Source organism: Kocuria rosea, from assembly GCF_006094695.1.
Lineage (GTDB): Bacteria > Actinomycetota > Actinomycetes > Actinomycetales > Micrococcaceae > Kocuria > Kocuria rosea.
Map to the genome: position 1 here is coordinate 1,152,825 of NZ_CP035103.1, position 12,361 is coordinate 1,165,185.

Sequence of the window (12,361 nt, forward strand, 5' to 3'; positions counted from 1 at the left end):
GGTGGGTGCCGTGCAGACACGGCGCCCACCGGTTCTTCCGTGTCCGGATCCCTCCGCCCCGGCCTGTCCCGTCCGGGGCGGGACGGACTAGATTCGACACCGTGCAGACTCCCCGCCCCGCCCCGCAGCCCCCGGCGTCCCGGCCCCGCCCCCGGCGGCCGAGGGCGGCCCTCCCGGTCGCCCTCTCCGCGGCCCTCCTCGCCACCGGCTGCTCGGCGCTCGCCCCCGACGGCGGGCGGGAGACCGCCGACCGGGTGGCCGCGGCCCTGGGCGCGGGCAGCGTCCAGGAGCTGTCCTTCGGCGACGTCGAGGGTCCCTCCGCCCAGGAGCAGTACGAGCGGATCACCGCGCCGCTCGGGGAGGCCGCCCCGGCCGTCGAGGTCTCCGCGGTCGAGGACACCGGGCAGGAGGACCGCCGCGAGGCCACCCTGTCCTGGTCGTGGGACCTCCCGGGCGTGGCGCAGGACTGGGCGTACGACTCGGTCCTCCCGCTGGTCCGGACCGGGTCCGGGGACTGGTCCGCCGAGTGGTCCCCGGCCGTGGTGCACCCGGGCCTGGCGGAGGGGGAGGCCCTGCGCGCCCGGACGGTGGCCGCGGACCGCGGGGACATCCTCGGGGCGGACGGCGAGACGCTGGTGACGGAGCGCCCGATCCGGCGGGTGGGCATCGACCGGTCGCAGCTCGACGGGGCGGACCCCGAGGAGGCGGCCCGCCGGCTCGCCGAGGCCGTGGACATCGACGCCGACGCCTACGCCGAGGCCGTCGGACAGGCCGGGCCCGAGGCGTTCGTCGAGGCCGTCCCGCTGCGGCTGGAGGACTTCCGGGAGCTGGACGCGGCGGAGATGGAGGCGGTCCCGGGCCTGCTCGTGGTCGAGGACGAGCTGCCGCTGGCGCCCTCCCGCGGCTTCGCCGCCGACCTGCTGGGCGGGGTGGCCGAGGCGACGGCCGAGGACGTGGCGGACTCCGGCGGGGAGCTCGCCCCCGGGACGGCGATCGGCCGCGGGGGAGTGCAGGAGCGCTTCGACGACCGGTTGCGCGGCACGCCCGGCGTCGTCGTCGAGGAGATCGGGGACGAGTCCGCGGCCGGCGAGCCGCTGTTCGAGGTCCCGGCGCAGGCCGGCGAGCCGGTCGCGGTGACCCTGGACCGCGGGCTCCAGGCCACCGCCGGTGAGCTGCTGGCCGGGATCGAGTCCCCCTCGGCGGTCGTGGCCGTCCGGCCCTCCACGGGCGAGCTCGTCGCCTCGGCCAACGGGCCGGGCTCCGAGGGCTACTCCACCGCGCTGCTGGGCCGGTACGCGCCCGGCTCCACCTTCAAGGTGGTCACGGCCCTCGGGATGCTCCGGCAGGGCGACACCCCCGGGACGGTCGTGCAGTGCCCGCCGTCCACGACCGCCGCGGGCGTGCGGGTCGACAACGTCGAGTCCTATCCGGCCGAGTTCACCGGCTCGATCACCCTCACCGAGGCGCTCGCCCACTTCTGCAACACCACCTTCGTGGACCAGTACGACCGTATCGACCAGGCAGAGCTGGCCGAGGCCGCGGCCGCGCTCGGGATCGGGGTGCCCGCGGAGCTGTCCGTGCCCGCGTTCTGGGGTGAGGTCCCGCGGGAGGAGCCGCCGGCCCAGCACGCCGCCGCGATGTTCGGGCAGGGCCGCACGCTCGTGTCCCCGCTGAGCATGGCCGGGCTCACCGCCTCGGTCGCCGCCGGAGAGCTCGTCACCCCCCGGCTGGTCAGCACCGAGGGACTGCTCGACGAGGACGCCGCGACCCGGCCCGGACCGGAGGAGCCCCTGACCGCTGAGGAGGCGGAGCAGCTGCGCACCATGATGCGGGCCGTCGTCTCGTCCGGGCACCTGGGCGTGCTGCAGGGGCTCGAGCCGGACACCGCGATCGGCAAGACCGGCACGGCCGAGTTCGGCGACGAGGACCCGCCCCGGACCCACTCGTGGGTGATCGCCGAGCACGAGGACCTCGCCGTGGCGGTCTTCGTGGAGGACGGCGGCCTGGGCTCGGTCACCGGCGGACCCATCATGCGGGACTTCCTGGCCGCGGCCTCCGCGTCCACCGCCGGCTGAGCCGCGACACGGTGGCCCGGGCCCTTCCGCGGCCCGCGCCGCTGGCCCAGGATGGGAGCACACCGTCCGCAGCCGCGGACCACCGGACCACCGAGGAGTTCCCCGTGCCCGAGACCGTGCCCACCACTCCCGCGAGAACCAAGATCGGCGTGGTCGGCGCCGGCTCCGTCGGCTCGTCCCTGGCCTACGCGGTCCTCATCAAGGGCGTCGCCCAGGAGGTGGCCCTCTACGACCTCGCCGGGGACCGGGTCCGCGCCGAGGGCCTGGACCTCGCCCACGGGGCCATGTTCACCCCCAGCTCCCGGGTGACCGGCTCCGACGACGTCGCCGTGCTGGCGGGCTCGGACGTCGTCTTCGTGACCGCCGGGGCCAAGCAGCGGCCCGGCCAGACCCGGATGGAGCTGGCGGGCGCCAACGCCGCGATCCTCGAGCAGCTGATGCCGCGGCTGGTGGAGCAGGCGCCCGAGGCCGTGTACGTGCTGGTGACCAATCCGTGCGACGTGCTCACGGTCATCGCGCAGAAGCTCACCGGCCTGCCCACGGAGCGGGTGATGTCCTCCGGGACCGTGCTGGACACGTCCCGGCTGCGGTGGCTGCTGGCCGAGGAGGGCGGGGTGTCCACCACGAGCGTGCACGCGACGATCGTCGGCGAGCACGGGGACACCGAGTTCCCCCTGTGGTCGAACGCGAACATCGGGCAGATCCCGCTGCGGGACTGGACCGTCGAGGGGCGGCGGCCCTTCACCGACGAGCGGCTGGACGAGATCACGCACCGGACGATCAACGCGGCGTACACGGTGATCCAGGGCAAGGGCGCCACCAACTACGCGATCGGCCTGGCCGGGGCGCGCGTGGCGGAGGCCGTGCTGCGGGACGAGCACGCCGTGCTGCCCGTCTCCACGGTCCTCGACGACTACCGGGGGATCAGCGGGGTCGCCCTGTCCGTGCCGTCGATCGTCGCGCGGCGAGGCGTCGTCGAGCGGCTGGCCGTGCCCATGGACGAGCAGGAGCTGGCCATGCTGCACCGCTCCGCCGAGGCGATCCGGGCCACCCTGGCCTCGATCGGGTACTGACCCCGGACGGCGCCGGGGCCCGTTCCGGCGTGCGGAACGGGCCCCGGCGGAGCGGTGCGAGAGGTCAGCGGGCGGCCATCTCGTCCTCCGCCGCGTGGGCGAGGCGCACGGCGTCGTCGAACTCGCGCTCGATCTCCTCGTCGCGCCGATAGGTGGCCTTCGAGACCAGCACGGCGGAGACGAGGCTCACGAGGAAGCCGGGGATGATCTCGTAGAGGTCGGCCCACGGGGTCACGGTCCACGCGAACACGGTGACCGCGCCCAGGAGCATTCCGGTGATCGCGCCCAGGTTCGTGAGCTTGCGCCAGAACAGGGACAGGATCACGATCGGGCCGAACGAGGCGCCGAAGCCGGCCCACGCGAACGCCACGAGGCCGAGGATCGTGTTGTTCTGCTCCCAGGCCAGGAACGTGGCGACGAGGGCGACGAGGGCCACGCCCGCGCGGCCCATCCACACCTGCTTGCGCTCGGAGGGGGGACTCCTTGACCGTCAGCTTGTACAGGTCCTCCACCAGGGCGGAGGAGGAGACGATGAGCTGGGAGGAGACCGTGGACATGATCGCCGCGAGCACGGCCGCCAGCACGAAGCCGGCGATCACGGGGTGGAAGAAGACCTGCGCGAGGTCCAGGAACACGGACTCCGGGTCGGTCGGGCTCTCGTCCGGGCGGTTGCCGTAGTAGGCGACGCCGACCAGGGCGGTGGCGATCGCCCCGATGACGCTGAGCACCATCCAGGTCAGGCCGATCCGGCGGCCGGTCTTGGCGTCGGCGGGGGAGCGCATGGCCATGAAGCGGACGATGATGTGCGGCTGGCCGAAGTAGCCGAGGCCCCACGCCAGGGCCGAGATGACGCCGATGGCCGTGGCCCCGGACACCATGGAGAGGGCGTCGGGCTGGACGGCGCGGATGTTCTCCGCCATCTGGCCGAAGCCGCCCACGTTGATCACGCCCACGACGGGGACGAGGAGCAGGGCCGCGAACATCAGGAGGCCCTGGGCCACGTCCGTGTAGGTCGCACCGAGGAAGCCGCCGAAGAGCGTGTAGGCGATGGTGACGCCGACGACGAGGAGCAGCCCGGCGTGGTACGTCGAGCCGAAGGACGACTGGAAGAACAGCCCGCCGGCCACCATGCCGGAGGAGACGTAGAACGTGAAGAACACCAGGATGATGAGCCCGGAGACGATGCGCAGCAGCCTGCTGCCGCCCTTGAGCCGGTTGTCCAGGAAGGACGGGATCGTGATCGAGTTGTGCGAGACCTCGGTGTAGGAGCGCAGCCGGGGCGCGATGAACTTCCAGTTGACCCACGCGCCGACGATCAGGCCGACGGCGATCCACGCCTCGACCAGACCGGAGAGGAACACCGCGCCGGGCAGACCGAGCAGCAGCCAGCCGGACATGTCGGAGGCACCGGCGCTGAGGGCGGCGGTCCCGGGCTTGAGGTTGCGCCCGCCGAGCATGTAGTCGTCGAGGTTCTTCGTCCTGCTGTTGGCGTAGAGGCCGATCCCGATCATGGCGGCGAAGTAGATGACGATCGCGATCGTCTGGGCTATCTCTTGGGGCATGGTGTCCTTTCCGCCCGGAGCCGGCCCGGTGGAGCGCAGCGTCCAGGGGGGTGGGTGGAGCAGAGGTCCCACAGAACTTTACGCCCGCTCCCGGGCAGTGGCCAGCCACTACGGGTATAGGGAGGCGGTCCCGGGGGTGCGGGGAGACCGCGCCGGCGGCCCGCGGGGCCGGCTCAGGCGTCGTCGTGCGCCTGCAGGAACTCGTAGACCTCCCGCTCGTCGACGCCGGGGAAGGCCCCCTCCGGGAGGGCGGCGAGCACGTGCGAGTGGGCCCGGGTGTTGGGCCAGGCGTGGCCCGCCCACACCCGGCTGAGCTCCTCGGGCGGGCGCCGGCAGCACGAGGGGTCCGGGCAGGTCGACACCGTGCGGTGCGGGGTGTCGCGGCCGCGGAACCAGCGGGCGTCGGTGAACGCGACGCCCACGCCGATGGAGAACACGCCCTGGCTCGAGAGCTCCGTGCGCGTGGAGCACCAGTACGTGCCGGAGGGGGTGTCCGTGTACTGGGCGAACGCCGTGAACTGGTTGGGCTGGTCGAAGACGGTGCGCCCGGACCACTTGCGGCAGGAGATCTGGCCCTCGATCGCCCCGGTGTGGTCCGTCGGGAACGCCAGCCCGTTGTTCTCGTAGGCCTTGTGGATCACCCCGGACGAGTGCACCTTGTGGAAGTGGGTGCGGATCCCCAGGTGCCGGGTGGCCAGGTTCGTGAAGCGGTGGCCCGCCGTCTCGTGGGACACGGCGAAGCGGTCCTTGAGGTCCTCCAGGAACAGGTCCCGGTCCTTCTTCGCCTCGAGCAGGAACGGGACGGTCTTGTCCTCCGGGAGCATCACCGCGGCGGCGAAGTAGTTGGTCTGCACGCGCTGGGCGAGGAACTCGGCATAGTCCTTGGGCGGCTCGTGGCCCAGCACCTGGTGCCCCACGGCCTGGAGCAGCACCGCGCGGGGGTCGTGGTCCGCCCGGGGGCTCTGCACCAGGTAGATCCGCCGGTTGAGCAGGTCGGTCACCGAGCGGGTCGAGTGCGGGAGGTCGGTGACGTGGTGGATGCTGTAGCCGAGCCTGCCCACCATCTCGGAGATCACGGAGTTGGACACGGGGCCCGAGGAGTAGCCGCCCAGGGTCAGCAGCTCCTTGGCGGCCTGCTCCAGGTCCGGGAAGTAGTTGTCCTGCGCCCGCATGAGCCGGCGCAGCTGCACGTTGGCCCGGCGGGCCTCCTCCGGGGTGGCCGAGTTCTTCTCGAGGGCCTCGGCCAGCCGCTCCTGCAGGGCCACGAGCGCCTCGAGCACCTCGGTGGACAGCGCGGAGCTGACCCGGACGGTCGGCAGCCCCAGCTGCTCGTAGAACGGGGAGCGCTGGGCGCGCTCGAGCTGGATCTCGAGCGCCTCCCGCCGGGTGCCGGGCTCGGCCCCGAGCAGGGCGTCCACGCTCGTGCCCAGGACCTCGGCGAGGCGCCGCAGCAGGCTGAGCCGGGGCTCGCGGCGCCCGTTCTCGATCACGGACAGCTGCGAGGTGGCGGTGCCCGCCCGGTCCGCGAGCTCCGCGAGCGTCATGCCGCGGTCCTTGCGCAGCGAGCGGATGCGCCGGCCGAGACCGATCAGGTCGGTGCTGCCGGCCGGCTCCGCCGTCGTCGGTTCCTCAGTGCCCCACGCGCTGGTCGTCATTTCTTCACGATAGACGAAAAATGGAGAAAGTTCGACGAGAAATGTGGGGTTGATCCGCTTTGAACTGGGGCAAAGTGGGATGTGTCACTACGGAGGAGCGAACTTCCCGGTGACCCCGAAGCCGAAGCACCCGTTCTCGGACCACTCAACGAGGAGCCGACATGTCCTACCCCAACGCCCCCAAGACCGCCGACGAGATCCGCCAGGAGTGGGACGCCGATCCCCGCTGGGCGCAGATCACCCGCGACTACACGGCAGAGGAGGTCGTCCGCCTGCGCGGCACGGTGCAGGAGGAGATGACCCTGGCCCGCCGCGGCGCGGAGCAGCTGTGGGAGAAGCTGCACACCGAGGACTTCGTGAACTCCCTGGGCGCCCTGACCGGCAACCAGGCGGTCCAGCAGGTCAAGGCCGGTCTCAAGGCCATCTACCTCTCCGGCTGGCAGGTCGCCGGCGACGCGAACCTCGCGGGCCAGACCTACCCCGACCAGTCGATCTACCCCGCGAACTCCGTCCCGGCGGTCGTGCGGCGGATCAACAACGCACTGATGCGCGCCGACCAGATCGAGCACTCCGAGGGCACGAGCACGGTCGAGGACTGGCTGGTCCCGATCGTGGCCGACGCCGAGGCCGGCTTCGGCGGCCCGCTCAACGCCTACGAGCTCATGAAGTCCATGATCGCCGCCGGCGCGGCCGGCGTGCACTGGGAGGACCAGCTGGCCTCCGAGAAGAAGTGCGGCCACCTGGGCGGCAAGGTGCTCATCCCCACCCAGCAGCACGTCCGCACCCTGAGCGCGGCCCGGCTCGCGGCCGACGTCGCCGACGTCCCCTCGCTGATCATCGCCCGCACCGACGCGGAGGCGGCCACCCTGATCACCTCGGACGTGGACGACCGCGACAAGCCGTTCGTCACCGGCGAGCGCACCGCGGAGGGCTACTACAAGGTCCGCAACGGCCTCGAGGCCTGCATCGCCCGCGGCAACGCGTACGCCCCGTACGCCGACCTGCTGTGGATGGAGACGGGCACCCCGGACCTCGAGCTGGCCAAGAAGTTCGCCGACGGCATCCACGCGGAGCACCCCGACCAGATGCTCGCCTACAACTGCTCGCCGTCCTTCAACTGGAAGAAGCACCTGGACGACGCCACGATCGCCAAGTTCCAGCGCGAGCTGGGCGCGATGGGCTTCAAGTTCCAGTTCATCACCCTGGCCGGCTTCCACGCCCTGAACTACTCGATGTTCGACCTCGCCCACGGCTACGCCCGCAACCAGATGACGGCCTACGTGGAGCTGCAGGAGCGGGAGTTCGCGGCCGAGGAGCGCGGCTACACCGCCACCCGCCACCAGCGCGAGGTCGGCACCGGCTACTTCGACCTGGTCTCCACCGTCCTCAACCCGCAGTCCTCCACCACGGCGCTGGCCGGGTCCACCGAGACCGCCCAGTTCTGAGCCGAACGGCCCTGAGCCGAACGGCCGTGACCGGCCGGGGGCCCGACAGGGTCCCCGGCCGCGCCGCATCCGACGACGACCCGCTCCGGCGCCCTTCGGGGCCGCCCCACCCGAACTCCCCAGGACACTCTTCAGGCGAGGACCCAGCCATGATGACCATGACCAGCAACCCCGTGACGATCAACGGCGTGACCCTCACCGGTCACCACGTGCCCCGGCAGAACAGTGTGCTCACCCCCGACGCGCTCGGCTTCCTCGCGGCGCTGCACCGCGAGTTCGAGCCCCGCCGGCGCGAGCTGCTGGCCGCCCGCGAGGAGCGGCGCAAGGCGATCGCCCGCGGCACCGACCCCACGTTCCTGCCCGAGACGCGGAGGATCCGCGAGGACGACTCCTGGCGCGTGCCCCCGCCCCCGCCCGGGCTCGAGGACCGCCGCGTGGAGATCACCGGTCCCACCGAGCGGAAGATGACCATCAACGCCCTCAACTCCGGGGCGAAGGTGTGGCTCGCGGACATGGAGGACGCCAACACCCCGCACTGGACGAACGTGGTCACCAACCAGCTCAACCTCATCGACGCGCTCGAGGGGACCATCGAGTTCACCAACCCGGACGGCAAGAAGTACGCGCTGAAGAACAGGGACGCCCGGGCCAACCCGACCATCGTGGTGCGGCCCCGCGGGTGGCACTTCGAGGAGAGGCACCTGTCCGTGCGGGACGAGCCCATCGCGGGCGCCATCGTGGACTTCGGCCTGTACTTCTTCCACAACGCGCGCCGGCTCAAGAAGCTCGGCCTGGGCCCCTACTTCTACCTGCCCAAGACCGAGTCCCACCAGGAGGCGCGGCTGTGGCACGACATCTTCAGCCGGGCGGAGTCCATGCTGGGGACGGACCGCGGCACCATCCGCGCCACCGTGCTGATCGAGACGATCACCGCGGCCTTCGAGATGGAGGAGATCCTCCACGAGCTCGGGGAGCACGCCGCGGGGCTCAACGCCGGCCGCTGGGACTACATCTTCTCCATCATCAAGAACTTCCGGACCCGCGGGCCCCGCTTCATCCTCCCGGACCGCAACGCGGTGACCATGACGCAGCCGTTCATGCGGGCCTACACCGAGCAGCTCGTGCGGGCCTGCCACCGCCGCGGGGCGATGGCCATCGGCGGGATGGCCGCGTTCATCCCCTCCCGCCGGGACGAGGAGGTCAACCGCACCGCGATCGAGAAGGTGCAGGCCGACAAGACCCGCGAGGCCGAGGACGGGTTCGACGGATCCTGGGTGGCCCACCCCGACCTGGTCCCCGTGTGCCGCGAGGTCTTCGACGCGGTGCTCGGCGACCGCCCGAACCAGCTGGACCGGCTCCGCGAGGACGTGGTGCCCGACGACAAGGCGCTCATCGACATCGCCTCGGCCGAGGGGAGGATCACCGAGGTGGGGATCCGCAACAACGTGGAGGTGGGCATCCGCTACATCGAGGCGTGGCTGCGCGGCAACGGCGCCGTGGGCATCCACAACCTGATGGAGGACGCCGCGACCGCGGAGATCTCCCGCTCCCAGATCTGGCAGTGGGTGAACACCCGCGCCATCACGGACGAGGGCGAGGAGATCACCCGGGACTGGGTGCAGGAGCTGCTGGAGGAGGAGTTCGCGAAGATCGAGCGCGCCGAGGGCGACCGCTTCGACGACGCCCGCGCCATCTTCGAGGAGGTGGCCCTGGGCGACGACTACCCCGCGTTCCTGACCACCCCCGCCTACGAGCGGTTCCTGGCCGAGCCCGAGGACCCGCACGCCCCGGAGGAGGCCGGCACCTCCGCGTCCTCGCGCGCCTGAGCGGCCCACCGGGCCGGGTCCACGACCCAGGGCGCCCGGGGCAGGACGTCCTCGTCGAACACGGCGAGGACGTCCTGCGCCGACCGGACCGGTCCGGGGAGGCCCAGCGACGCGGCCATCCAGCCCAGCACCTCCTCGGCGCCGTGACCCCCCGCGGCGAGCTCGGCGAGGGTCACGGCGCCGTCCCGCTTGGCGAGGCGCTGCCCGTGCGCGTTGAGCACGAGCGGCACGTGCACCCACTCCGGCTCGTCCAGACCGAGCATCGAGGCCAGGTACGCCTGCCGGGGGGTCGAGGGCAGCAGGTCGTCGCCCCGGACCACCTGGTCCACGCCCTGGTGGGCGTCGTCGAGGACCACCGCGAGGTTGTAGGCGGGGCGGCCGTCGTTGCGCAGCAGCACGAAGTCGTCGACGAGCCCCGTGAACGCCCCGGCCCAGCGGTCCACGACCGTGCGGGAGCGCACGTCCGCGCGCAGCCGCACCGCCGGGGGCCGCTCCCGGCGGCGCCGCGCCCGCTCGGCGTCGCCGAGGTCCCGGCACGTGCCCGGATAGGCGCCCGGGGCCCCGTGCGGCGCGCTCGCGGCCGCCTGCACCTCCCGGCGCGTGCAGTAGCACTCGTAGGTGCGCCCCGCCGCGGTGAGACGCTCCACCACGGCCCGGTGCTCGGCCTCCCGCGAGGACTGCAGCAGCGGCGGGCCGTCCCAGTCGAGGCCCAGCCGGGCGAGGTCCTCGAGCTGCCGCTCGGCCGCCCCCGGCCGCACCCGGTCGATGTCCTCGACGCGCAGGACGAAGCCCCGGCCCGTGGAGCGCGCGAGGGCCCACGCGAGCAGCGCCGTGCGGAGGTTGCCGAGGTGGAGGTCCCCCGAGGGGGACGGAGCATAGCGGCCGGCGCCTCCGGCCGCACGGCCCGAGGACGGAGCGGTCATGGTTGCCAGGATAGCCAGCGGCGGTCGGTACCCTGGTCGGGTGGCGCGCATCAACGAAATCCGCGACGGCGTCTTCGCCGTGAGCACGGACAACTGGAGGCTGAACTCCGGGGTCGTGCTCGGGTCCCGTCGCGCCCTCGTGATCGACACGGGCGCGGGCCCGCGCCAGGCCCGCGAGATCCTCGAGGCCGTCCGCTCGCTCACGGGCCTGCCGCTGACGGTGGTGAACACCCACGCCCACTACGACCACTTCCTGGGCAACGCCGTGTTCCAGCGCGCCGGGGCCGAGGACTTCTGGGCGCACCGCGGCTGCGCGGCGGCGATCCAGGCGCACGGCGACTTCCAGCGCTCCTTCGTGGGCACCCACGAGCCCGAGATGGCCGCCGCCGAGGGGCCGGACACCCGTCTCGTCGTGCCCAACCGGCACCTGCCGGGCACGGGCCGGCGCCCCGCCCTGACCCGGGTGGACCTGGGGGAGCGGGCGGCGGTGCTCTTCTCCTTCGGCCCGGGCCACACCGACAACGACCTCTGCGTGGGCGTCGACGACGTCGTGTTCACCGGGGACCTCGTGGAGCAGGGCGCCGACCCCAGCTTCGACGACTCCTACCCGCGGGGCTGGGCCACGGCCCTCGAGAGCCTGGCCGCCCTCGACCGGTACCAGGTCTTCGTCCCCGGCCACGGCAACCCGGTGGAGCGCGGCTTCGTGCTCCAGCAGGCCCGGCTCATGCGCACCGCGATCGAGCGGGTGGACGCGAGCGGGGCCGCCGCGGCGCAGCCGGACGGCATGCGGCCCGTGACGGCATCGATGTTCCGCCTGCCCTACAACCCGGGGGCGGCGCGGATCCTCCTGGACCGGCTCGAGCGGATCAGAGCCGAGGACGCCGCGACCGAGGAGCTTGCAGCGCTGTCAGCGCCGCTGCCGCCAGGAGACTGACCCCGAGGATCGCCGCGCACGCCGCGACCGCAGCCCAGCCCCCGCCCGGCACGCGCAGGGCCGCCCACAGCGGCAGCAGGCCGACCAGCAGGGCCCCCGCGCCGGAGACCGCCAGCAGGGCGGTCAGGCCCCCGCCGGGCACGGGGCGTTCCACGGGCCCGGTCAGGCGCAGCACGAGCCCGCCCAGGGCCGCCCAGCCCGCCACGACCAGCAGGGACGCCACCACGTCCGAGGGCCGGTGCCAGCCGTTCAGCAGCGTGGCCACCCCGGTCGCGGTCGTGGCGGCCGCCCCCAGCAGCCCGACCACCGGCCGGGAGGAGGCGGGGGCCGCGAGCAGCACCACCGCCACGGCGGCGGCCGCGGCGGCCGTGTGCCCGGACGGGAAGGAGTTGACGGCGGCCTCCTGGATCCCCAGGTCCGGCTTCTCCAGCAGCACCCGCTTGAGCAGCTGGACCGTGAGGTTGGAGAGCACGACCACCGCCGCCCCGACCACCGCCGGGGCGAGGCGCCGGGAGCGCACGGCCAGGACCGCGAGGCACAGGGCGGAGACGGCGCCCACCACCCACGGCACCGAGTCGAGCAGCTGGGCGGCGCGGTCGGAGAGGTCGGGGAAGGCGCCGCTCGCCTGGCGCAGGGCCAGTTCGTCGAGCCACTGCCCGGTCGCGGTGGTGAGGGCCACGACCCCGACCAGCGCGGCCGACGCCCACAGGGCGGCGGCGCCGAGCAGGTGGCCCAGGACCTGCAGGACGGTGGGGGCGGGGCGGCGGGCGGTCGTGGTCATCGAGCTCCTGGGCGGTGGTGCGGATCGTCGGGGCGCGGGCACGGCCGCGGCCGTGCGGGCACCCGCGGAGCCCTCATCATTCCACGC

Annotated in this window: 8 protein-coding genes and 1 pseudogene; 5 read left to right on the forward strand and 4 right to left on the reverse strand. The window is 73.1% G+C overall.

The genetic code is table 11. The annotated features are described in order from the left end of the window. Positions 1-101 precede the first annotated feature (101 nt). Together EQG70_RS05305 and EQG70_RS05310 are read left to right on the forward strand one after the other, a co-directional pair. Positions 102-2,075: a penicillin-binding transpeptidase domain-containing protein gene (locus EQG70_RS05305; protein ID WP_167508859.1), complete on the forward strand. Its 1,974-nt coding sequence runs from the start codon at positions 102-104 to the stop codon at positions 2,073-2,075. Positions 2,076-2,179: 104 nt separating this feature from the next. Continuing rightward, entirely contained in the window at positions 2,180-3,148 is a 969-nt protein-coding gene (locus tag EQG70_RS05310) for an L-lactate dehydrogenase (RefSeq protein ID WP_035924999.1), read from the forward strand. Positions 3,149-3,212: 64 nt separating this feature from the next. Here the strand turns inward: EQG70_RS05310 and putP are convergent. Together putP and EQG70_RS05320 are read right to left on the reverse strand one after the other, a co-directional pair. Next, positions 3,213-4,710, reverse strand: a pseudogene (gene putP / locus EQG70_RS05315) (sodium/proline symporter PutP). Positions 4,711-4,883: 173 nt separating this feature from the next. Continuing rightward, positions 4,884-6,365, reverse strand: a complete 1,482-nt coding sequence (locus EQG70_RS05320) for a helix-turn-helix domain-containing protein (RefSeq protein ID WP_109268150.1) — start codon at positions 6,363-6,365, stop codon at positions 4,884-4,886. A 161-nt stretch (positions 6,366-6,526) separates the two neighbouring features. Here EQG70_RS05320 and aceA point away from each other — a divergent pair, with 161 nt between their 5' ends. Both aceA and aceB read left to right on the forward strand, forming a co-directional pair. Beyond that, entirely contained in the window at positions 6,527-7,810 is a 1,284-nt protein-coding gene (gene aceA, locus EQG70_RS05325; RefSeq protein ID WP_017832461.1) for an isocitrate lyase, read from the forward strand. 152 nt (positions 7,811-7,962) lie between these two features. Then, entirely contained in the window at positions 7,963-9,636 is a 1,674-nt protein-coding gene (gene aceB, locus EQG70_RS05330; protein WP_109268254.1) for a malate synthase A, read from the forward strand. On the opposite strand, the gene gluQRS is transcribed toward aceB, so the two are convergent. After that, positions 9,558-10,559 carry a tRNA glutamyl-Q(34) synthetase GluQRS gene (gluQRS, locus tag EQG70_RS05335; protein ID WP_109268149.1) on the reverse strand — a complete coding sequence of 334 codons (1,002 nt, stop codon included), beginning with the start codon at positions 10,557-10,559 and terminating at the stop codon, positions 9,558-9,560. The genes aceB and gluQRS overlap by 79 nt on opposite strands. Positions 10,560-10,599: 40 nt before the next feature. Between gluQRS and EQG70_RS05340 the strand changes: the two genes are divergently transcribed. Beyond that, positions 10,600-11,493, forward strand: coding sequence for an MBL fold metallo-hydrolase (locus EQG70_RS05340; RefSeq protein ID WP_109268148.1), 894 nt, complete (start codon positions 10,600-10,602; stop codon positions 11,491-11,493). On the opposite strand, the gene EQG70_RS05345 is transcribed toward EQG70_RS05340, so the two are convergent. Then, the gene (locus EQG70_RS05345; protein ID WP_109268147.1) at positions 11,426-12,274 is read right to left on the reverse strand and encodes a phosphatase PAP2 family protein; all 849 of its coding nucleotides are present in this window, start codon (positions 12,272-12,274) and stop codon (positions 11,426-11,428) included. The genes EQG70_RS05340 and EQG70_RS05345 overlap by 68 nt on opposite strands. Between the last annotated feature and the right edge of the window lie 87 nt (positions 12,275-12,361).

Coding starts and splice junctions, on each gene's coding strand:
- EQG70_RS05320 (WP_109268150.1), bottom strand. CDS start 6,365: ATGACGACCAGCGCGTGGGGCACTGAGGAACCGACGACGGCGGAGCCG.
- aceA (WP_017832461.1), top strand. CDS start 6,527: ATGTCCTACCCCAACGCCCCCAAGACCGCCGACGAGATCCGCCAGGAG.
- aceB (WP_109268254.1), top strand. CDS start 7,963: ATGACCATGACCAGCAACCCCGTGACGATCAACGGCGTGACCCTCACC.
- gluQRS (WP_109268149.1), bottom strand. CDS start 10,559: ATGACCGCTCCGTCCTCGGGCCGTGCGGCCGGAGGCGCCGGCCGCTAT.
- EQG70_RS05345 (WP_109268147.1), bottom strand. CDS start 12,274: ATGACCACGACCGCCCGCCGCCCCGCCCCCACCGTCCTGCAGGTCCTG.